Raw genomic sequence first — 20,482 nt, 5'->3', positions numbered from 1 at the left:
CGGGAGTGTAACTGAACATGAGCGAGAGAACCCCCGACAGCCGACGGAGCACTGAGGGCTGGCTCCCGCCGCGGTGGACGAGATCGCAGGCCGGCCGGATCGAACGCACGCCCGACACCGTCGCACCGGTCATCGAGCCGCCGCCTGAGGACCCCGCCGACGACCTCCACATCTGGGACACGTGGTTGCTCCGCGATCGACACGGAGAGATCGCCGAAATCGACGGCTGGCGGGTGCTCTTCTCACTGACCGCCTCCGAGGAACTACTCCCCGGAAAGCGCCACGACGTCGCGGAGATCCGGTTTTTCTACTCTCGGAACGGCACCGAGTGGCACGGCGGCGAGCCCGTGTTCGAGGCCGACGCGCTCGGCCAGCGCCAGTGGGCCGGCTCCGCGCTGTACGACGACGGCGAGCTGTACCTGTACTACACCGCCGCAGGCGACGAGTCGGCAGACGACCTGAACTACACGCAGCGCATCGCGGTCGGCCACGGCGGCCGGTTCGAGGCCGACGAGGAGGGGGTGTGGAGCGAGGGGGCCTGGAGCCACGAGACCATCCTCGAACCGGACGGGGAGTGGTACGAGAACGAGGGCCAGTCTCGGGGGATGATCTACACGTTCCGCGACCCCTGGTTCTTCGAGGATCCCGAGACGGGCGAGACGAACCTCCTGTTCGAGGCGAACACGCCGGTCCCCGTCGACAGCGACCGGTGCGACGGCGACGAGGCCCAAACGGAGTTCAACGGCTGCGTCGGCGTCGCCACGTCCCCGAGCGGCGACCCGCTCGACTGGGAGCTCGAACCGCCGCTCCTGGACGGCGTCTGCGTCAACCAGGAGCTCGAACGCCCCCACGTCGTCCCCCGAGACGGCCGATACTACCTCTTCTTTTCGAGCCACATGCACACCTTTTCGCCCGGCCTCCACGGTTTCGACGGCCTCTACGGGTTCGCCGCGGACTCGCTCCGAGGGGAGTACGAGCCGCTGAACGGATCCGGGTTGGTCGTGACCAACCCGGCGAGCGTCCCCTTCCAAGCGTACTCCTGGATGGCGTTTCCGTACCGGGACGAGATACTCGTTCAGAGCTTCTACAACTACCGCGAGTTCGACGGCGACTCGCTCGACGGCATCGCGGACCTCTCGGAGGCCGAGCAGCGGCGCCGGTTCGGCGGGACGCTGAGTCCGACGCTTCGGCTCGACGTCACCGACGATCGGACGCGAATCCACGGCACGCTCGCGCACTGGCACATCCCCACGTCGGAAGAGGGCCTCCCGGACACCGACGAGTATCAGCCGCCCGAGGAGGTCGGCTCAGACGACGGCTACGTCGACCTGTTGGACGCCCGAATGGACCGCCACCGGACCGTCGGGTACCCGGGGAGCAACTACTGAGGCTCCGCGTCGGGCGCCGCGGAGGGCGATCCCGTCACGGGCGTGATCGCGGATTCGAGTTCCCAGACGTCGAACTCGGCGACCGTCGCTCGCCCGTCTTCGGCCGTCACCGACAGTCCGGTGCTCTCCTCGGCGGGATACACCCGGCTGGTCAGGCAGTGTCGGTCGTTGGCGAACAGTTCGATCACCGATCCGTCGAGGAACGCCCGGAGCGACAGGGGTCCGTCGTACGGCGGTACGGGCATCCGTTGGACGTCGGACCCCCCGACTCCTTCGCGGCTCGACTCCGACCGGTCGACGGTCAGTTCGCCCTCGCGCGTGTAGCGGATCGCCGTCCGCTCGTCTCGGTCGGCCGATTCGAACACCGACAGCTCGAACGCCGAGGCGTCCGCCAGCGACACCTCCAGGTCGATCTCCAGCGTCCGGCCGCTCGCGGCGAGCGCGTGGCGGCGCTCGTCGAGGACGTCCGGGACCGCGGTTGACAGTCGGTCCCGTCGGAGCTGATCCACCTCGGCGGCGGGTCGCTGCCGGAGGCGTCCGTCGTCGCCGAGCGACAGCACCCGGGGGAGCGACAGCGCCCCGGACCACCCTGCGTCCCACTGGGCGCTCGTCTCCCGCGTCTCCGGAAGCCACCCCCACGTCAGGTAGCGGTCACCGTCCCGGAGCGACTGCGGCGCGTAGAAGTCGCCGGCGTCCAGCACGCCTCGGTGAGCGGCGTCGAACTCGCCGTCGTCGAGGTCCCCGATGAAGTACACCACGTCCTCGTAGTTGGAGACGTGGAGGAGCGACCGCTCGCCGAGCTCCAACAGCTCCGGGCACTCCCAGACGGCGCCGTGTCCGTCGTCTCCCGTCAGCAGCGGCCCCTCGTACTCCCACTCGCGGAGGTCCGAAGACGCGTACAGGAGGGCCGTCCCGCCTCGGCCGGAGATGCCGCTACCGATGAGCTGGTACCACGTCTCGCCGTCCCGCCAGACCGCGTGGTCGCGGAACTCGATCTCCCAGTCCTCCGTGGACAGGAGGTCGAGATCGGACGGCGGCTCCTCGATGACGGGATTTCCCGCGTCCTTGTCCCACTCGCGGAGGGCCGGATCCCCGCTCGTGGCGAGACACGGGAGCTGCCAGCGGCCGTCGCCGCCCGTGTAGAGGATCGTCGGCGTTCCCTCGTCGTCGACCGCACATCCCGACCAGCAGCCGTCGCGGTCGGGACCGTCCGGGGACGGCGAGAGCGCGATCGGCTCGTCGGTCCAGTGGAGGAGGTCGTCGCTGACGGCGTGGCCCCAGTGGATCGCGTTGTGAAACGGCCCCGCGGGGTTGTACTGGTAAAACAGGTGGTACCGCCCGTCCCACCGGATCAGGCCGTTCGGGTCGTTCAGCCAGTTCGCCGGCGGGGTGAAGTGATAGCGCGGCCGCGTCGGGTCGTCGGCGAACGCCGCTCGCATCGCCGTCAACTCGTCGGCCGTCTTCGGACGACCGGGCTGGTCGCCGCCGCCGTCGACCGCCGACAGACAGCCGGAGATTAGCTCCGAGCGCGCGTCGGCGATCGGCTCGGCCGCGGGTTCGTCGAACGCCACCGGCGCACCGACGCCGATGACGCCGCCGCCGCGGTCCCACGAGACCACGGTCATCTCGTTCGGGACGTCCCGGTCGCCGCGGACGGTCGACGCGAGCACTTCGCCGTGCGAAGGCACTACGCTCTCGTAGTGGGCCGTCGGAACCGCCCCTCGATCGCAGGTCGGGATACGAATCGAATCGAACGCCGTTACCGCCGGGTGGTCGTCGTAGAGCGTCCGCCAGAGCACGCCGGTCGGTTCGGCGACGCTCTCGGTCCCGACCACGTCCGGCGCCACCGGATCGACCCCGATGTCGTCGACGACGGCCATCGCTCGGAGCGTGAGCAACAGCCCGCCGCCGTCTGCGAGAAAGGCGTCGAAGGCGTCCCCGGTACCCTCCGAGAGGACGCCGCCTTCGATCGGCGCGTCGCGGTGCCACCACAGCACGTCGCACTCGTCCGTGACGTCGCCGACCTCGGCGGGAGAGACCCGCACGGCCTCAACCGACCGTGTCTCCAGCCACGATAGCGCCGCCCGCTGTTCGTCCGACGGCGCGCCGTCACAGACGAACCCGACTCGTGTCTCGCGGCCAATCATAGCAAAGAGAACTGGCTCCCGAGTAAAAGTCGTATCGTCTCCGGTCAACGCGGACCCGTCGGCGCCGATCGCCCGTTGCGAGCCGGGTCGTCGCCCGGCCCTACGCCGTCTCCGCGTTCGATTCGGCGGCCTCCGCGTTCGATTCGGCGGCCTCCGCGTTCGACTCTGCGGCCTCCGCGTTCGACTCTGCGGCCGCTGCGTCCGCGGTCGGCGGCTCGGCGGGCTCGACGTTGCCGAGCCGAAGCGCGTTGCCGGTGACGCCGAGGCTCATCCCCATGTCGCCGACGACCACGGCCATCGCGACGCTCACGTAGCCGAGCGGGGCGCCCGCGGCGAGCAGCGCCTTCACGCCGAGCGAGGCGCCGATGTTCGTCCGGATGGTCGAGCTCGCGCGCGAGGAGAGGTCGACCACGTACGGGAGCCGCGTCAGGTCGTCGGCCATCAGCGCTACGTCCGCGGTCTCGATGGCGGTGTCGGTGCCGGCGGCGCCCATCGCGATCCCGACGTCGGCGGCGGCGAGCGCCGGCGCGTCGTTGATCCCGTCGCCGACCATCGCGACGCCGCCCTCGGTCTCGGCGCCCAGCTCGCGCACCGCGTCGACCTTCTCCTCGGGGAGCAGCGCCGCGCGCACCTCGTCGACGCCGACGCGCTCGCCGATCGCCCGAGCGGTCCGCTCGTTGTCGCCGGTGAGCATCGCGACGCGGTCGATCCCGAGCTCGTGGAGCCGGTCCACGACCCACGCCGCCTCCGGACGGACGGTGTCCGCGACCGCGACGACGCCCTCCAGCTCCGTCTCGGTCCCCACGAGGACGACCGTCTTCCCCTCGGCCTGGAGCCGCGGGATCGTCTCGCTCGCCAGGTCGAGGTACCGACCGTGGTCGCAGGGCTCGGGCTCGGTGACGCTCGCGCCCGTATCGTCGGTGCCGTCGCCGTCCGCGTCGCGCTCTCGGACGACCCCGCCGTCCGAGCGGACGTGGGCGTGGCTCAGGTCGAAGCCGAGGTCCTCGAACAGCGAGGGCTTGCCGGCGTAGTGCGTCTCGCCGTCGAGTTCGGCGCGCACGCCCTCGCCGGTCAGCGCCTCGAAGCCGGTGACCTCGACGTCGTCGGTCACGTCGTCGTCCGTCGCGCCCTCGCCGTCGGTCACGCCCCCGTCGCCGGGATCGGCACCGGTCTCCTCGCCGCGCGCGACGATCGCCGCCGCGACGGGATGTTCGCTCCGCCGCTCGATGGCGGTCGCGCACGCGAGTACGTCGTCGACGTCGCGGTCGCCGAGGGGGACGACGTCCGTCACCGACAGCTCGCCGCGCGTGAGCGTCCCGGTCTTGTCGAGCGCGACGGCGTCGACGTCGCCGGCGGCCTCCAGGTGCTCGCCGCCCTTGATGAGGACGCCGTTGCGCGCGGCCGCCGTGACGCCGGAGACGACGCTGACGGGCGTCGAGATGACGAACGCGCAGGGACACGCGACGACGAGCAGGGTGAGCCCGCGGACGAACCACGTCTCCGCGCCGCCGCCGACGAGGAGCGGGCCGAGCGCCGCGGTGGCGACCGCCCCGACCACGACGATCGGGGTGTAGACGCCCGCGAAGCGGTCGACGAACCGCTCGGCGCGCGTCTCCTCGCCGTTCGCGGCCTCGACCAGCTCGACGACCCTCGCGATGGTCGACTCCTCGGCGGGCGCGGTGGCCTCCACTTCGAGGTAGCCCGCCTCGTTGATCGAGCCGGCGTACACCTCGTCGCCGGGCTCCTTCTCCGCGGGGACGGACTCGCCGGTGATCGGCGACTCGTCGACCGCGCCGGAGCCCTTCCTCACGACCCCGTCGAGGGGGACGCGCTCGCCGGGGCGCACCGCGAGTCGCTCGCCCGTCGCGACGCTCTCGGCGGGCACCGTCTCCTCGTCGCCGTCGCGGATCACGACCGCCTCGTCGGGGGAGAGTTCCATCAGCTCGCGGAGGGAGGTGCGCGCCCGGTCGATGGAGTAGCGTTCGAGCAGCTCGGCGACCGAGAACAGCACCGCCAGCGTCGCCGCCTCGAACGGGAGGTCGACGAGCAGCGCGGCGACGACGCCGACGCTCATCAGCAGGTCGATGTCGAGGCTCAGGCCGCGCAGCGAGTAGAGTCCGTTCCGCAGGATCGGCGGGCCGGCGGCGGCGACCGCGAGCAGGAACGCGATCGACGCCCCGGTGACGGCCCACGGGCCGAGGAAGCCGACGCCGCCGATTGTGGCGAACGTCGGGTCGAGTCCCGGGAGCAGCCACTCCAAGACGAGCCCGGCCGCGAGGAAGACGCCGCCGACCGCGGTCGCGACCGCCCGAGGGCTCGTGAACAGGTCGTCGGCGACGCCGTCGGACTCGGCGTCCGCGACCGCGTAGCCGGCGCTCTCGACCGCGGCCGTCAGCGCCTCGACGTCCGTCACGTCGGGGTCGTACGTGAGGACGACGACGCCCGTCGTCGGGCGGGTGTCGACCGAGCGGACGCCCTCGCGGTCGAGCGCGCCCTCGACCTTCCCCGCGCACGACGAGCAGTCCATGTCCGGCACCGCGAGCCGGAGCTGCGCGCCGCCGAGGTCGTCGGTCGTCTCGCCGCCGGGCGGATCCGTCGCCCCGTTGTCGGGACCGTTCGATTCGCGTGAGTCGCTCATTGTCCGACCGTATCCGCCGCATCATTATTAATCCAACTGCCATTCTCACGGGCTATTTTATAAGAGATTATTAAAATAGGATTTTGAGATAGTAAACCATCCGCGAGTATTTATCCGTCCGTGGGCTACTCGCGGGCATGACAGACTGGCGCGCCGTCGGCTACGGCTTCGTCGTGATGCTGATCGCCGGCGTGTTGGCGACCGCTGTCCCGGTCGTCGGGCACGCGGCCGCCGGGCTCGTCGGCGGGTTCGTCGCGGGCTACCTCGCCGGCGGCGGCCTGCTCTCCGGCTTCTGGCACGGGCTGCTCGCGGGGTCGGTGAGCGGGATCGTCGTCACCCTCGCGCTCGCCGCGTTCGGGGGCCTCGTCGGCCTCGTGGGCGGCCCGATCGGGAGCCTGCTCGGCGGCGCCGGCGTGTTCGTGGTCGGCTTGTTCCTCACGTTCCTGTTCGCGGTCGACTCGGCGCTCGCGGGCGCCATCGGCGGCGTCGTCGGAGAATAGCCGCTGTTTTCGCGAGAGTACCATTTTTAAGCGAGTCAGAAGAGGCAGCCTTCCACACTGGCGCGAGGAGCACGTGCGAGGGAGTCGCGGCCGCTTTTAAGCGGCCGCGACGAGGCTGGGGAGGTGTGAGGCTGCGGTGCGGAGCGGTGCGGCGCGGGACTCAAAGGGGCAGCCGCGAGAGCGACGGCGCGCGACGTAAGCACTGGAAGGAGCGAGCATCGCGAGCGACTGAAGCGCGCAGCGAGCGCACCGAGCCCTCGCGGCTGGGGCTTTGGAGGCAGTTACCGCCGATCCAGCAGCAGCTATTTATAAGCAAACGGCTGAGGATTTAGACGGGTCCGTCACTACTGGCGCCACAGTAGCTTATAAATAAATGACCGGGACAGCACTGGAACCGACTACTCCGCGGTCAACTGAATTTTACGCGCTCTCGACGGCGTCGAGGACGGCCTCGTAGTCGGGCTCGTTCGTCGGGTCGTCGGCGACCCAGTCGTAGACGACTTCGCCGTCGTCGTCGATCACGAACACCGCCCGGTTGGCGATGCCGTGGAGGCCGAGGTCGGCGATGTCGATCTCCAGCCCGTACGCCCGGATCGCGTCGCCGGCCATGTCGCTCACGAGGTCGAACTCGATGCCGTGCTCCTCGCGGAACGCGCCCTGCGAGAACGGCGAGTCGGCGCTGACCCCGAACAGGGTGGCGCCGGCCTCGTCGAACGCGTCGGCGCGCTCCTGGAACGCGATCATTTCGTTCGTGCACGGCGGGGTGAACGCGCCGGGGAAGAAGGCGAGCACGACCGGCCCGTCGCCGATCTCGTCGTCGAGGTCGAACGGCTCATGGTCGCTCGTGCCGACCGTCGCGGTGAACGTGGGTGCGGCGTCGCCTGTGGATACCATCGTCGTTCGATACGGCCGAACGAGGCAAAAGACTTGTCGCGACCCTGTTCGGTGCCGGTATCGCTCAGCCCGTCTCGGATCCGGACCGCGTTACGGCTACCCCCGGTCGAGGTACTCCTGCTGGATCGCGACGACCTCGGCCGAGTCCTCGCAGTCGGCGTACCGCCGGAGCGGCTCGTCGTTGAGTTCGAGGAACGTCTCGCCCCACGTGAACTTCGAGAGGATCCGCTCCGCGTGGTCGCGCTCGCCGAGGATTATCAGCGCCGCGGCGAATGCCTCGACGGTCGTCAGTCGCATCGGCCGCCCGAAGTTCACTGGGTTGGCCGCGACGAGGTACGGGAGCGCGCGGTGCTCGCCCGGGAGGGTGAACTGCTTCTCGCCGGCCGACTCCCACGAGCAGTCGAGCGCGACGAGCGCGTTCTCGCGAGCCATCTCGGCGTCCGCGGGCGAGAGCGCCCGCTCGGCGTGGGGGTTGAGGACGACCCCGTACGGGGTGGCCCGATCGGAACGGTGGAGCTCTGCGAGGTCGAAGCGCGCGAGCTTCCGGGCCGTACACTTGTCGGGGTCGTCGTCGCCCTCGTACCGGACGTGAAGGTCCACAAGTACTGGATTGGTAGGTTTGTTTAAAAGGCGTGCGGAGCGGACGGGAGCTACGACGTCAGCGCCTTAGTCTCCTCTTTATAACCAGCCGGCGGCAGATCGGCGGCGAACACTTCCAAAGCCCCAGCCGCTCAGTCATAAATCTCTGACTGTGGATCGACGAAGAACTCCTCCAAAGCCCCAGCCGCTCAGTCATAAATCTCTGACTGTGGATCGACGAAGAACTCCTCCAAAGCCCCAGCCGCTCGGTCATAAATCTCTGACAGTGGATCGACGAAGAACTCCTCCAAAGCCCCAGCCGCGAGACGGGCGCACGCTCGCTGCGCTCCTCACTCGGTCGCTACCGCTCCCTCGTTGCGGTGCTTACGTCGCCTGCGCCCGTCTCGCGGCTGCCCCTTTGAGCCCCACCCCGCCCCGCACGGCCCCGCACCTCACACCTCCCCAGCCTCGTCAGTCGCCTCCGCTTCGCTCCGGCGACTGACTCCCTCGCACGGGCTCCTCGCGCCCTGTCGGGCGCTCGGAGGCGCGCGCCACCGCAGTTCGGTTTATAAGTGTTCGTCGCCCGCTCGGACTCGAACTCTCCGTTTCACCACTGTATCCCGATACCGTCAAACCGGCCCGGTACCGGCGGGGTTTTTCCTCGTCGCCGCGCAGGTGTTCGTATGGAGCTGTTCGCGGTTCCGGACCTCCCGGAGATCCGGGAGGGAGACGACCTCGCGGCCATGATCGACGAGCGCGTCGACCTCCGCGCCGAGGACGTGGTCGTCGTCGCCAGCACGGTCGTCTCGAAGGCGGAGGGCCGCGTCTTCGACCTCGACGACTTCCCGGCGAGCCCGCGAGCGGAGGCGGTCGCCGACCGGCTCGCGGAGATTTCGGGAGAGGAGAAGGACCCGCGCTTCGCGCAGGCCGTCATCGAGGAGTCGACGGAGCTCCTCATGGAGGCCCCCTTCCTCCTCACCGCGACGCGCTTCGGCCACATCGGCGTCAACGCCGGGATCGACCGCTCGAACGTCCCCGACGGCGACCTGCTGCTGCTCCCGGAACGCCCCTCGGAGAGCGCGGAGCGCATCCGCGAGGGGCTCGCGGCCGACCGCGTCGTCGTCAGCGACACCTGCGGGCGCCCGTTCCGCCACGGCCAGCGCGGCGTCGCGATCGGCTGGGCCGGCCTGCCCGCCAGCCGCGACTGGCGCGGAGAGACGGACCGCGACGGCCGCGAGATGGGCGTCACCGTCCAGAACGTGATCGACGAGCTCGCCGCGGCCGCCAACCTCGTCGCGGGCGAGGGCGACGGGGGCACCCCGGTCGTCGTCGTCCGCGACTGGGAGTTCGGCGACCACGACGGCTCGGACAACCACTTCCGCGAGGTCGAGGGCGACTTCGTCCGGCAGGCCCTGCGGGAGTGGACCTTCGACGAATGACCATGCTCGGTATCGAACTCACCCCCGAACACGAGATGTCCCGCCTCGTCGACCTCGGCGTCCGCGCCGAGGACGCCGGCTACGACGCCGTCTACTCGACGTGTCACTACAACAACCGCGACCCGTGGGCGTTCCTCTCGCGGCTCGCGGCCGCCACGGACTCCGTCCGGCTCGGTCCGGGCGTCGCGAACCCCTACGAGACCCACCCCGCGACGCTCGCCTCGAAGGTCGCCACCCTCGACGAGGCGTCCGAGGGGCGCGCCGTCTTCGGCCTCGGTCCGGGCGACCCCTCGACGCTGGCGAACCTCGGGCTCGAAGACGAGCGCGGGCTCCGCCCCGTGTTGGAAGCGTTCAAGACCGCCCAGAAGCTCTGGGCCGGCGAGCGCGTCGACCACGAGGGGACCTTCGACGCGACGGACGCGGGGCTCAACTACGAGCCGCCGCAGGGCGCCGACATTCCGGTCCACGTCGGCGGCGAGGGGCCGCACATGTGCCGAATGGCCGCGAAACACGCCGACGGGCTGCTGTTCAACGGCTCGCATCCCAAGGATCTTGCGTGGGCCCGCGAGCAGGTCGACGACGGCCTCGCCGACAGACCCGACCGTCGGGGCGAGTTCGACCTGATGGCGTACGCCGCCGTCTCGGTCGCCGAGGACGAAGACGCCGCCCGCGAGGCCGCCCGCCCGCCGGTCGCCTTTATTACCGCGGGCGCCGCGCCGCCCGTCCTGAAGCGCCACGGGATCGACTCGGACGCGGCGACGGAGATCGGCGACCGCGTCTCGGCCGGCGAGTTCTCCGCCGCCTTCGAGCGCGTGACGCCGGCGATGGTCGACGCGTTCTGTATGGCCGGCACCCCCGAGACCGTCCGCGAGCGCGCCGCGGCCGTCGCCGACCACGCCGACGGGCTCGTGGTCGGGTCGCCGCTCGGCCCGGACTTGGAGAGCGCCGTCGACCTCGCGGCCGAGGCGGTCGACGGGCTCTTTTGAACGGCCGCGACGGGCCCTTCCGATCGGCCGTGACGACTTCGTCGACCCCTCCCGCGCCGCCGGCGGATTCTCACCCCGTGACAATCGAGAATCGCTCCTGATAACCCCGGCGGGAGGTTCATATGGCGTTCTCATCGAGGTCCGAACATGTCCACGACACGACAGCGCCGCCCGGGGATACGCGGGCGGTACGAGGCCCTCCTGTGGCGGACGATGGACGCGCTCGGCGTCACGGAGTCGATAGAGCGCAAGGTCGTCACGGCGGTCGGCATCCAGTTCCTCGTCACCGTCGGTATCTTCCTCACCCAGTTCGTCCTCGTCGGCACCGCCGCGTACGTCGTCTCCGGGGCCCTGTTCGTCGGCGCGGTCGTCGCCATCTACAACACGCTGCTCATCGTCCGCCGCGACTTCGTCGCCCCGATCCGGGCGCTGGAGCGCGAGGCGGAGGCGATCGCCGCGGGGGAGATCGGAGGGACGAGCGGGGTCGACGGAGCGAACGGCGGCGACGGGGCCGATCCGTCGAGCGACGACGCCGCGGCCGCCCTCGATCCGTCCCAACCCGACGAGGTGGGCAGCCTCGTCGGCGCGTTCGGCGAGGTCCACGGCTACCTCACCACCGTCTCGGCGCAGGCGGAGGCGCTCGCGGCCCAGGAGTTCGACGACCCGGCGCTCGACGAGGATGTTCCCGGCTCCTTCGGCGAGTCGCTCGACGAGATGGCCGAGAACCTCGCCGCCTACACGGCCGAGCTGGAGGCGCTCGTCGACGCCTTCGGCGACGCCGCGGAGCGCGCGCAGGACGGCGACCTGACGGCGACCATCGACGCGGACGCGCTGGCGACCGACGAGGACCGGTACGCCGAGCTCGTCGACAACTACAACCGGCTCGTGGCGACCCTCGGCGAGACGCTCGGCGACGTCGGCGCGTTCACCGCCGACGTGGCCGGCACCGCGGACGACGTGCGCGCGAGCATGGACGAGGTCGACGACGCGAGCGGCGAGGTCGCCCGCTCGGTCCAGGAGATCTCGGACGGCGCCGCCGAGCAGACCGACGAGCTGGAGGCGATCGCCGGCGAGATGAACACGCTGTCGGCGACGGTCGAGGAGATCGCGGCGAGCGCGGACGACGCGGCCGAGACCGCCCGCGACGCGGCCGAGCGCGGTCGCTCCGGGCGCGAGGAAGCGGCCGAGGCGATCGCGGAGCTGGAGGCGCTCGAATCCCGGATCGGCGAGACGGCGGCCGCGGTCACCGACCTCGCGGAGCGGGTCGGCGAGATCGACGAGATCGCGGCCGTGATCGACGAGATCGCGGAGGAGACCAACCTGCTCGCCCTGAACGCCTCCATCGAGGCGGCGCGCGCCGACGGCTCCGGCGACGGGTTCGCGGTCGTCGCGGACGAGGTGAAGTCGCTCGCCGAGGAGACCCGCGAGTCCGCGGCGGAGATCTCCGGCCGGATCGAGGAGGTACAGACCGCCTCCGCGGAGACCGCGGCCGACGCGGAGGAGATGGAGACGCAGGTCGCGGAGGGCGTCGAGACGATCGAGTCGACGCTGCGGGAGTTCGAGGGAGTCGTCGAGGACGTGACGACGGTCGACGAGACGGTTCAGGAGATCAGCGACGCGACCGACGACCAGGCGCGCACGACCCAAGAGGTGGTCGACATGGTCGACGGCGTCGCGTCCGTGAGCAGACAGACCGCGACCGAGGCGGAGACCGTCGCGGCCGCGGCCGAGGAGCAGACCGCGACCGTCTCCGAGGTGACGGGGCAGGTCCACACCCTCTCGGACCAGTCCGACGAGCTGCTCGCGCGGCTGAACGAGTTCGAGGTGCCGGACGGCTCGGGCGGGGCCGCGACCGCGGTCGGGGGGCCGGCGAACGGTTCCGGCACGCGGTCGGCGACGGGCGCCGACGACGACTGAGGGGAGGGACCGATCGAACCGCCCGTTTTTTGTTTCTACTCGGAGCGGCCGCGACCGCCGAGCGAGGGGAGGTTCACGCCGATTTCGCCGAGCAGCGCGCCGACCGCTGCGTACCCGAGCGCTCCGACGGAAGCGACGATCAGCACCTGGCCGACGACGACGAGCAGCGCCGACAGCGGGTCGCCCGCGCCGAGGATCAGGTCGTTCAGGAAGATGTCGACGAACCGGCCGACGTCGCCGACCAGCCGCGAGACGAAGTCGATGAGCGCGATCATGTGCGGCGTTTGGACCGGGGGGTACTTGGGTGTTGAGTTCGCGGCGGCGATCCGCCGATCGAGTCGCGAACGGGGCGACGGCTACGCCTCCGAAGCCGTCGTCTCCGTCGTTTCCGAAGCCGTCGCCGCCTCGTCGGCGCGCGCGTACCACAGCGCCCAAGCGATCAGAACCGCCTGAAACGGCAGCCGAATCAGCGCCGCGAGCCGCGCCGGCCCGACGAGCCGGTCCGGGACGAGGTCGTTCAGCGTGTCGCTCCGGGAGAGGTGGACGTTCGCCGGGAACACCGCGACGAGGAGGGCGACGATCCCCCACGCGGACGGGCGTCGCGTCCGCGGGATCGCGACCCCGATCCCGAGGAGTATCTCGGCGATTCCGGAGAGGTACACCAGGCTGACCGGTCGCGGGAACGACGGCGGTATCGCCTCGGCGAAGCGCTCGGGGATCAGGAAGTGCGCGATCCCGGCGGCGACGTACGTCGCGCCCATCAGCGGCGCGAGCGAGCGTTCGGACTCCGTTCCGTCTGCGTCGGTCATACGTCGCCACACGAGCGGGAGGCGTATCAGTCCTCGCCGGCGGGCGCCGAGAGCGAGCCGACTCGCGCGGCGCGTGGGCGCACCGGAGGTTCCGAGAACCGAACGTCTTAGGGACGGCCGAGCCTTAGCCGTCCGTAATGAACACGTTGTTCTGGGTGCTTACGGGGGTCCTCGCGTACTCCGCGGTCGCGATGTGGCTGCGGAACAATGGGATCCTCCCGGACGCGTTCAGGGTCTCGGGACCGGTGTTGACCCTCCGGACGCTCCGCGGGCGGGCCTTCCTCGGCCGACTGGCGGCGCCGAAGCGGTTCTGGCGCGCGGTCGCCAACCTCGGGCTCGGGGGGCCCTGGTGGCGATGGTGGCGTCGTTCGCGCTCATCCTCTCGTCGGCGATGTCAGCGTTCTCGAACGCGCAGCCCTCCGCGATCCAGCAGCCGCAGAACTTCCTCATCATCCCCGGCGTCAACGACTTCCTCCCGCTATCGGTCGCGCCCGAGATCGTCGCCGGCCTCGCCGGCGCGATGGTGGTCCACGAGGGCGCGCACGGCCTGCTCTGCCGGGTCGAGGACATCGACATCGACTCGATGGGGCTCGTCTTCTTCGCGCTCCTCCCGGTCGGCGCGTTCGTCGAGCCGGACGAGGAGGCGACCCAGGAGGCGTCCCGCGGCGCCCGCGCCCGGATGTTCGCGGCCGGCGTCACCGCGAACACGGTGCTGACGATCGTCGTCTTCGCGCTCCTCTTCGGCCCCGTCGTCGGCGCGATCTCGCCCGCCGCCGGCTACGCGGTCGGCGAGGTGAACCCCGGCTCCCCGGCGGCCGCGGCCGACCTCTCGCAGGGCGACCGGATCGTCGAGGTGGCGGGGACGCCGATCGAGACGAGCGGCGAGTTCGAATCCGCGATCGCCGACGCGGGCGAGTCGGTCGCGCTCACCGTCGACGACGGCGAGACGCGGGAGACGGTGACCGTCGACCGCGAGCTACAGGTGGTCGGATCAGCCGGCGGTAACCCCCTCGGCGTGACGATCGAGGAGCAGCCGGTGACGATCGCGGCCGTGAACGGCGAGCCGGTCGCCACCGAGTCCGACTTCTTCGACGCGGTCGGCGGCGACGAGCGCGCGACGCTGACGGTGACGGGGAACGCGACCGTCCTCGACCAGGTCCGGGACGCGCCCGGCGCCGAGAACGCCTCGGGCGTCGAGACGGCCGACGGCGAGGGCGCCGTCACCGTTCCCGACGCCCCGATCGGCGCGTACGTCCTCGGCGTTCAGGAGGGGGGCCCGATCCACGACGAGGGCGCCCCCCTCGGCGAGCCGCTGACGATCGTCTCGGTCGACGGCGAGCGCGTCGTCAACAACGAGGCGCTCTCGGCCGTTCTCGTCGACCGCGATCCGGGCGAGACCGTCCCCGTCACGGTGTACGACGCCGACGGCGAGCGCACCACGTACGACGTGGAACTCGCCGCGCACCCGAACCGCGGCGGCGGGTTCATCGGCGTGAGCGTCTTCCCCGGGACGAGCGGGCTCGCGCTCGACGACGTAGGCGTCACCGAGTACCCCGCCGGCGCGTACCTCGAACTGCTCGGCGGCGACGGCGGTCAGGAGGCCGCGGACGGGCTCCCGCTCGGCGGGGTCACCGAGTCGCCGCTCGGCTTAGTGTTCGTCGCGCTCATCCTCCCGCTCGGTAGCCTCTTCGGGCTCCCGTTCAACTTCGCGGGGTTCACCGGCGAGCTGACCAACTTCTTCGTCGTCGAGGGGCCGCTGGCGGCGCTCGGCGGCGGGACCTTCCTGCTCGCGAACCTCCTCTTCTGGTCGGGGTGGATCAACATCCAGCTGGCGCTGTTCAACTGTCTCCCCGCGTTCCCGCTCGACGGCGGTCGCATCCTCCGGATGGTCGCCGAGGCGGTGATCAGCCGGGTCCCGATCAGCGACCGACACGCCGCGGTGCGGACAATCACGGTCTCGTCCGGGCTCGTCATGCTGGCCGGGCTGGTCGCGATGATCTTCGGCAACCAGATCCTCACCGCGCTCGGGGTTATCTGAGGCGGTGGCGTGTGCCTCCGAGCGCCCCTCGGGCGCGAGGAGCACGCGCGAGGGAGTCGCTGGCTCCCGGAGCGAAGCGGAGGGTGCCAGCGACGAGGCTGGGGAGGCGTGAGGTGCTGTGCGGCGCGGGGTGGGACTCAAAGGGGCAGCCGCGAGGACGGCGCAGGCGACGTAAGCACTGGAAGGAGCGAGCAACGCGAGCGACTGAAGCGCGTGGCTCGAGAGGGCTTCGCTCTCTCGTCATCACGAGACGCCTTTGGCGTCTCGAACGACAACGAGCGTGCGCCGTCCTCGCGGCTGGGGCTTTGGGGGTTGTCTCCGTCGATCCGCGATCAGGCATTTATAAACGATCGACTGGAGCTTTGGAGGTTGTCTCCGTCGATCCGCGGTTAGGTATTTATAAACGAGCGGCTGACCCTTTCGAGATCGTCACCGCGTCGTCGATCACGTATTGATAGCCGACAGCGACACACAACCCGATTTATAAGTGATCGATCAATCACACCGGTTCATACACCCTCGCTACCGTTCGCCGCCGTTTCCGTACCGCGCGAGATACGTCGGAATCCTCTCTGTTGAAGAGTCGTAACAGACCGAGGGAAACCGGTTTCCCCCGCCGACGCGACGAACCCGTATGACCCACTCGCGGACCGTCGAACTCGAAGGTCACATCATCGACAGCGGCACGATGCAGCGCTGCTTCGGCGCGGTGATGGACCTCGGCGGCTCGTTCGACGTCGAGCAGTTCGACGTCGGGAAACACGAGACCGAGGAGTCGTACTGCCGGCTGACCGTCTCGGCGGACGACCCCGAGACGCTGCGGGACATCCTCCACGAGCTCCACCAGAACGGGGCGGTACTGGAGGACCCGTCCGAAGTGGACCTCGTCGCGGCGCCCGCCGACAAGGTGGTCCCGCCGAACTTCTACTCGACGACGAACCACCCGACCGAAGTGTTGTACGACGGCGAGTGGATCGACGTCGAGCGGATCGAGATGGACTGCGCGCTGGTGATAGAGCCGGACGGCGGCCCCGACGGCTCCCCGCGCGCCCACACTAAGACGCTCAACGCGGTCGAGGCGGGCGACCTCGTCGCGACCGATCAGTCCGGGATCCGGGTGAACCCGCCGGAGCGCCCGCGGAGCGGGGGCGGCGCGTTCGGGTTCATGCAGGGCGGCGTCTCCGCGGAGCGCCCCTCGGAGTCGACGATCCGCGAGGTCGCCGAGGAGCTGCGCGCGGTGAAAGACGAGGGCGGCAACGTGATGGTCGTCGCCGGGCCGGCCGTGATCCACTCGGGGGCCGGCGACGCGCTCGCGGACTTGGTCGCCGCGGGCTACGTCGACGCGCTCTCGGCGGGCAACGGGTTCGCGACCCACGACCTGGAGCGCTCGATCTACGGCACCTCGCTCGGCATGAACGTCGAGACGCTCGAACACCCGCGGAAGGGCCACAAACACCACATCTGGACCATCTCGGAGATCATCCGGGCGGGCGGGATCGAGGCCGCCGTCGAGGACGGGATCGTCACGGAGGGGGTGATGTACGAGTGCGTCGAGAACGGCGTCGACACCGTCCTCGCGGGGTCGGTCCGCGACGACGGCCCGCTCCCGGACACGATCACCGACGCGGTGGAGGCGCAGGACGCCATCCGCGAGCAGGCCCACGAGGCCGACCTCGTGATCATGCTCGCGACGCTGCTCCACTCCGTCGCGGTCGGGAACTGCCTCCCGTCGACGACGAAGACCGTCTGCGTCGACATCAACCCCGCCACCGTCACCCAGCTGCTCGACCGCGGCTCGGCGCAGGCGATCGGGATGGTCACCGACATCGGCACCTTCGTCCCGACGCTGGCGGAGTTCGTGCTGGAGGGGGACGACGCGTGACCCCCGAAATCCGCCCCTACGACCGCGAGCGCGACGCGGACGACCTCTACGAGCTGAAGCGCGCCTTCGAGCGCGGCCTCGGCGCGAACACCGGCGGCGACGGGAAGGCGGCCGCCTACGAGGGGAAGCTCACCGACGCGTACCGCGACCGCTGGCTCGACTGGGTCGACCGCTGCGTCGCCGACGACGAGCGGTGCGTGACCGTCGCGGTCGAGGAGACCGAGGGATCCGGGAGCGAGGTCGTCGGCTACGTCTTCGTCCTCCCCGAGCGCACCGCGATGATCTGGGACGCGGCGGTGGTGAACGAGATATTCGTCGCCCCCGAGCACCGCGGCGCCGGCGTCGCCGACGACCTGATGGACGCCGCGCTCGCGCTCGCGGCCGACCAGGACCTCCCGCTCGACCGTATGGTCCTCGACGTCGACCCGGCGAACGAGCGCGCGAAGGGGTTCTACGACCGCCACGGCTTCGAGCCGTGGGGGGAGATGGTCGCGCGCCCGGTCGACGAGTCCTGAGGGGCGACCCAGTCCGCGCCCGGTCCCGCAACGGTTCCGACTCCCGAAGCTACAAGCGCGCGCGACCGCTCTCGACGGCCGTGATACAGATCGGGATCGTCGGCTGCGGCGTCATCGGGAACCGCCTCGCGGCCGCGATAGACGACCACGACCGGTACGAGCTGGCGGCCGCCTGCGACCTCGACGCGGACCGTGCGGCGTCGCTCGCGGCCGACCACGGCACCGACCGCACCGCGACGACGACCGACCACGCCTCGCTCGTCGAGCGCGACGACCTCGACGCCGTCTACGTCGGCGTGCCGCCGCTGGCCCACCGCGAGGTCGTCGCCGACGCGCTCGCGGCCGACAAGCACGTGATCTGCGAGAAGCCTATCGCGGCCGACGCGGCGACGGGGGGCGAACTCGTCGCGCTCGCCGAAGAGAGCGACCGCGTCACGGCCGTGAACCTCCCGTTCCGCTACACGCCGGGGTTCGTCCGCCTGCGGGAACTCGTCGCCGACGGCGCGATCGGCGACCCCCGAAGGGTCGAACTCCGGTTCCGGTTCCCGCGGTGGCCCCGCGAGTGGCAGGACGTGGCGTGGCTGGAGTCGCGCGAGCAGGGTGGCCCCCTGCGCGAGGTCGGGACGCACTTCCTGTTCGGCGTCCAGGAGCTGTTCGGCCCGATCGAGAGCGTCTCGGCCGATGTCGGCTACTCGGGGCCGGACACTTACGAGGACGACGTGGTCGGGACCTTCCGGGCCGACGGCGTCCGCGGGACGCTCGACCTGCTGTGCGACCACGAGGGCGAGGAGGAGAACGCGATCACCGTCGTCGGCGACGAGGCGGCGCTGTCGCTGACGGCGTGGCACCGGCTCGTGCGGAACCGCGGGCGCGACGACGAGGAACCGCTCGTCGACGAGCGCGGCGACACCGTGAGCGCGCTCCTGACCGAGTTCGCGGCCGCCGTCGACGACGACGGCGGCGACCTCGTCTCCTTCGCAGAGGCGATGCGCGTTCAGGAAGTGCTCGACGCGATCCACGCCTCGGAAGGGGACCGGATTCACCTCGGTGCGGACGGCGAGAGATAACCCGACCGCGGAGTCGCGGCCCGGGAACGCCCGGCAGGAGTTATGTGTCTCACGGACCGATCTCCGCGTATGAGCTACCTCGTTGCGACCGACGGGTCGACGGAGAGCGACGAAGCCGTCCGGTACGCGGCGCGTCAGGCGGTCGCGTTCTACGAGACGCTCGAGATCGCCCACGTGTTGACCCCGGACTCGGAGCTCGTCGACGGGACGATCGTCCTCCCGGGAGAGGAGGCCGCCGTCGAGGCCGGACAGGGGGTCTTAGAGAGCGCCCGGAACATCGCAGAGGAGGCGGTCGGCGACGAGTCGGTCGACGTCGAGACCCAACTCCTCACGGGACGTCCGGCCGACGCGATCACCGAGTACGCGAAGGAGGAGCCGGTCGACGCCATCTACGTCGGCCACCGGGGACTCTCGGAGGAGCGCGAGCAGGTCGTCGGCAGCGTCGCGAAGAGCGTCGTCGACAAGGCCGACGTGCCCGTGACGGTAATTCGGTAGATGTCAGCCGAAACAAACGAGTGAACGCCCGCGAGGCGGGCGAATCCGGTCCGTTTCGCCCGGCTGCCGGTCGTCACAGGCGCCGGAAAGAACCGCCATTATCGGACGTTCAAAACGATCACAGGCCCTACTGCGGGTGATGCCAGAAGACGTACTCGTCACGGCGGACTGGGTCGAATCGAACCTCGACGCGTTCCAGGACGACGACTCGGACCTCCGGCTCGTCGAGATCAACAACCCGACCGTCACCGACGAGTCGGAGTACACGCCCTACGAGGAGGGCCACATCCCCGGCGCGCTCAACTTCGAGTGGGACGCGGTGTTCACCGACGAGACCGAGCGCGACATCGTCTCGAAGGAGGACTTCGCGGCCCGGAACGGCGAGGGCGGCATCGACGCCGACACGACGGTCGTCGTCTACGGCGGCGGCCGAGTTCCGAACTGGTTCGCGCTGTTCGGCTACTGGATCTACAAGTACTACGGCCACGACGACATCCGCGTGATCGACGGCGGGAAGGGGTACTGGGTCGAGAACGACTACCCGCTCTCGACCGAGGAGCCCGACTTCACGCCGCGCGAGTACGAGGCCCGCGGCCCCTTCGAGAGCGTCCGCGCGTACAAGGACGACATCGACAAGGCGATCGAGGAGGGGATCCCGATGGTCGACGTCCGCTCGCCAGAGGAGTTCTCCGGCGAGGTCATCGCGCCCGAGGGGCTCAACGAGACGGCCCAGCGCGGCGGCCACATCCCCGGCGCGAGCAACGTTCCGATCGGCACCACGCTGAACGAGGACGGGACGTTCAAGAGCGCGGACGAACTCCGAGAGCTGTACAGCGAGGCCGGCGTCGACGGGAACGAGTCGACGATCACCTACTGCCGCGTCGGCGAGCGCTCGTCGATCGAGTGGTTCCTCCTGCACGAGCTGCTCGGCTACGACGACGTCCGCAACTACGACGGCTCGTGGACCGAGTGGGGGAACCTCGTCGGCGCGCCGATCGAGACCGGGAAGTAAGCGACGGTCGCGGAGCCGGTTTTTTTTTTACAGCCGCGAGTAGTCGAGTCGGCCGCTCCTGTTGTTCGTCGGTACTCACTGTCCCGTCGTTCGTAAACGGTCGCCGACGGCACGGTCAATCCCCGACGACGCCGTTCGATCACTGACGACGGGTCACTGAACCGTCACCTGTTCCC

General features: G+C 70.3%; 16 protein-coding genes and 1 pseudogene. 11 read left to right on the top strand and 6 right to left on the bottom strand.

What is annotated here, in order from left to right; all coding sequences use genetic code 11:
- The first annotated feature begins 17 nt into the window (after nt 1-17).
- A complete protein-coding gene (locus CPZ01_RS12955) occupies nt 18-1,388 on the top strand; it encodes a glycoside hydrolase family 68 protein (protein ID WP_096395723.1) in 1,371 nt (456 codons plus the stop codon).
- Here the strand turns inward: CPZ01_RS12955 and CPZ01_RS12950 are convergent.
- The gene (locus tag CPZ01_RS12950) at nt 1,382-3,535 is read right to left on the bottom strand and encodes a GH32 C-terminal domain-containing protein (protein WP_096395721.1); all 2,154 of its coding nucleotides are present in this window, start codon (nt 3,533-3,535) and stop codon (nt 1,382-1,384) included. The two genes, CPZ01_RS12955 and CPZ01_RS12950, sit on opposite strands and share 7 nt — an antisense overlap.
- Nucleotides 3,536-3,635: 100 nt before the next feature.
- A complete protein-coding gene (locus tag CPZ01_RS12945; protein ID WP_096395719.1) occupies nt 3,636-6,173 on the bottom strand; it encodes a heavy metal translocating P-type ATPase in 2,538 nt (845 codons plus the stop codon).
- Nucleotides 6,174-6,310: 137 nt separating this feature from the next.
- Here CPZ01_RS12945 and CPZ01_RS12940 point away from each other — a divergent pair, with 137 nt between their 5' ends.
- Nucleotides 6,311-6,673 (top strand): DUF5518 domain-containing protein, encoded by a 363-nt coding sequence (locus tag CPZ01_RS12940; protein WP_096395717.1) that lies wholly within the window; start codon nt 6,311-6,313, stop codon nt 6,671-6,673.
- Nucleotides 6,674-7,093: 420 nt separating this feature from the next.
- Here the strand turns inward: CPZ01_RS12940 and CPZ01_RS12935 are convergent, their stop codons facing one another.
- Nucleotides 7,094-7,567: a redoxin domain-containing protein gene (locus CPZ01_RS12935; protein ID WP_096395715.1), complete on the bottom strand. Its 474-nt coding sequence runs from the start codon at nt 7,565-7,567 to the stop codon at nt 7,094-7,096.
- A 96-nt stretch (nt 7,568-7,663) separates the two neighbouring features.
- Nucleotides 7,664-8,167 (bottom strand): DUF367 family protein, encoded by a 504-nt coding sequence (locus CPZ01_RS12930; RefSeq protein WP_096395713.1) that lies wholly within the window; start codon nt 8,165-8,167, stop codon nt 7,664-7,666.
- Between the two features lie 662 nt (nt 8,168-8,829).
- Here CPZ01_RS12930 and CPZ01_RS12925 point away from each other — a divergent pair.
- From CPZ01_RS12925 to CPZ01_RS12915, 3 genes are all read left to right on the top strand, one after another.
- Nucleotides 8,830-9,585 (top strand): coenzyme F420-0:L-glutamate ligase, encoded by a 756-nt coding sequence (locus CPZ01_RS12925; RefSeq protein WP_096395711.1) that lies wholly within the window; start codon nt 8,830-8,832, stop codon nt 9,583-9,585.
- Between the two features lie 2 nt (nt 9,586-9,587).
- A complete protein-coding gene (locus CPZ01_RS12920) occupies nt 9,588-10,571 on the top strand; it encodes a 5,10-methylenetetrahydromethanopterin reductase (RefSeq protein ID WP_096396285.1) in 984 nt (327 codons plus the stop codon).
- A 213-nt stretch (nt 10,572-10,784) separates the two neighbouring features.
- Entirely contained in the window at nt 10,785-12,488 is a 1,704-nt protein-coding gene (locus CPZ01_RS12915) for a methyl-accepting chemotaxis protein (protein WP_096396283.1), read from the top strand.
- Nucleotides 12,489-12,523: 35 nt separating this feature from the next.
- On the opposite strand, the gene CPZ01_RS12910 is transcribed toward CPZ01_RS12915, so the two are convergent.
- Together CPZ01_RS12910 and CPZ01_RS12905 are read right to left on the bottom strand one after the other, a co-directional pair.
- A complete protein-coding gene (locus CPZ01_RS12910) occupies nt 12,524-12,763 on the bottom strand; it encodes a hypothetical protein (RefSeq protein WP_096395709.1) in 240 nt (79 codons plus the stop codon).
- An 81-nt stretch (nt 12,764-12,844) separates the two neighbouring features.
- A complete protein-coding gene (locus CPZ01_RS12905) occupies nt 12,845-13,297 on the bottom strand; it encodes a DoxX family protein (RefSeq protein WP_096395707.1) in 453 nt (150 codons plus the stop codon).
- A 137-nt stretch (nt 13,298-13,434) separates the two neighbouring features.
- Here CPZ01_RS12905 and CPZ01_RS12900 point away from each other — a divergent pair.
- The 6 genes and pseudogenes from CPZ01_RS12900 to CPZ01_RS12870 all read left to right on the top strand — a co-directional run bounded on the left by CPZ01_RS12900 (nt 13,435) and on the right by CPZ01_RS12870 (nt 20,306).
- Nucleotides 13,435-15,335 (top strand): annotated as a pseudogene (locus CPZ01_RS12900) (site-2 protease family protein).
- A 634-nt stretch (nt 15,336-15,969) separates the two neighbouring features.
- The gene (locus CPZ01_RS12890; protein ID WP_096395705.1) at nt 15,970-17,217 is read left to right on the top strand and encodes an ornithine cyclodeaminase, nickel-pincer nucleotide-dependent; all 1,248 of its coding nucleotides are present in this window, start codon (nt 15,970-15,972) and stop codon (nt 17,215-17,217) included.
- Entirely contained in the window at nt 17,214-17,732 is a 519-nt protein-coding gene (locus CPZ01_RS12885; RefSeq protein WP_096395703.1) for a GNAT family N-acetyltransferase, read from the top strand. The genes CPZ01_RS12890 and CPZ01_RS12885 overlap by 4 nt, the downstream gene beginning before the upstream one ends.
- A gap of 80 nt (nt 17,733-17,812) precedes the next feature.
- Nucleotides 17,813-18,799, top strand: a complete 987-nt coding sequence (locus CPZ01_RS12880) for a Gfo/Idh/MocA family protein (protein WP_096395701.1) — start codon at nt 17,813-17,815, stop codon at nt 18,797-18,799.
- Nucleotides 18,800-18,868: 69 nt separating this feature from the next.
- The gene (locus CPZ01_RS12875; protein ID WP_096395699.1) at nt 18,869-19,294 is read left to right on the top strand and encodes a universal stress protein; all 426 of its coding nucleotides are present in this window, start codon (nt 18,869-18,871) and stop codon (nt 19,292-19,294) included.
- Nucleotides 19,295-19,433: 139 nt separating this feature from the next.
- Nucleotides 19,434-20,306 (top strand): sulfurtransferase, encoded by an 873-nt coding sequence (locus CPZ01_RS12870; protein ID WP_096395697.1) that lies wholly within the window; start codon nt 19,434-19,436, stop codon nt 20,304-20,306.
- Nucleotides 20,307-20,482 lie beyond the last annotated feature (176 nt).

The sequence above is a fragment of the Halorubrum trapanicum genome (assembly GCF_002355655.1).
GTDB lineage: Archaea > Halobacteriota > Halobacteria > Halobacteriales > Haloferacaceae > Halorubrum > Halorubrum trapanicum_A.
The sequence above is the reverse complement of the archived record's forward strand: the minus strand, read 5'-3'. Positions and strand labels throughout refer to the sequence as shown.

What these genes read in the sequence shown, in the direction of transcription:
- CPZ01_RS12955 (WP_096395723.1), top strand. Translation starts at nt 18, where the DNA reads ATGAGCGAGAGAACCCCCGACAGCCGACGGAGCACTGAGGGCTGGCTC.
- CPZ01_RS12950 (WP_096395721.1), bottom strand. Translation starts at nt 3,535, where the DNA reads ATGATTGGCCGCGAGACACGAGTCGGGTTCGTCTGTGACGGCGCGCCG.
- CPZ01_RS12945 (WP_096395719.1), bottom strand. Translation starts at nt 6,173, where the DNA reads ATGAGCGACTCACGCGAATCGAACGGTCCCGACAACGGGGCGACGGAT.
- CPZ01_RS12940 (WP_096395717.1), top strand. Translation starts at nt 6,311, where the DNA reads ATGACAGACTGGCGCGCCGTCGGCTACGGCTTCGTCGTGATGCTGATC.
- CPZ01_RS12935 (WP_096395715.1), bottom strand. Translation starts at nt 7,567, where the DNA reads ATGGTATCCACAGGCGACGCCGCACCCACGTTCACCGCGACGGTCGGC.
- CPZ01_RS12925 (WP_096395711.1), top strand. Translation starts at nt 8,830, where the DNA reads ATGGAGCTGTTCGCGGTTCCGGACCTCCCGGAGATCCGGGAGGGAGAC.
- CPZ01_RS12920 (WP_096396285.1), top strand. Translation starts at nt 9,588, where the DNA reads ATGCTCGGTATCGAACTCACCCCCGAACACGAGATGTCCCGCCTCGTC.
- CPZ01_RS12915 (WP_096396283.1), top strand. Translation starts at nt 10,785, where the DNA reads ATGGACGCGCTCGGCGTCACGGAGTCGATAGAGCGCAAGGTCGTCACG.
- CPZ01_RS12910 (WP_096395709.1), bottom strand. Translation starts at nt 12,763, where the DNA reads ATGATCGCGCTCATCGACTTCGTCTCGCGGCTGGTCGGCGACGTCGGC.
- CPZ01_RS12905 (WP_096395707.1), bottom strand. Translation starts at nt 13,297, where the DNA reads ATGACCGACGCAGACGGAACGGAGTCCGAACGCTCGCTCGCGCCGCTG.
- CPZ01_RS12890 (WP_096395705.1), top strand. Translation starts at nt 15,970, where the DNA reads ATGACCCACTCGCGGACCGTCGAACTCGAAGGTCACATCATCGACAGC.
- CPZ01_RS12875 (WP_096395699.1), top strand. Translation starts at nt 18,869, where the DNA reads ATGAGCTACCTCGTTGCGACCGACGGGTCGACGGAGAGCGACGAAGCC.
- CPZ01_RS12870 (WP_096395697.1), top strand. Translation starts at nt 19,434, where the DNA reads ATGCCAGAAGACGTACTCGTCACGGCGGACTGGGTCGAATCGAACCTC.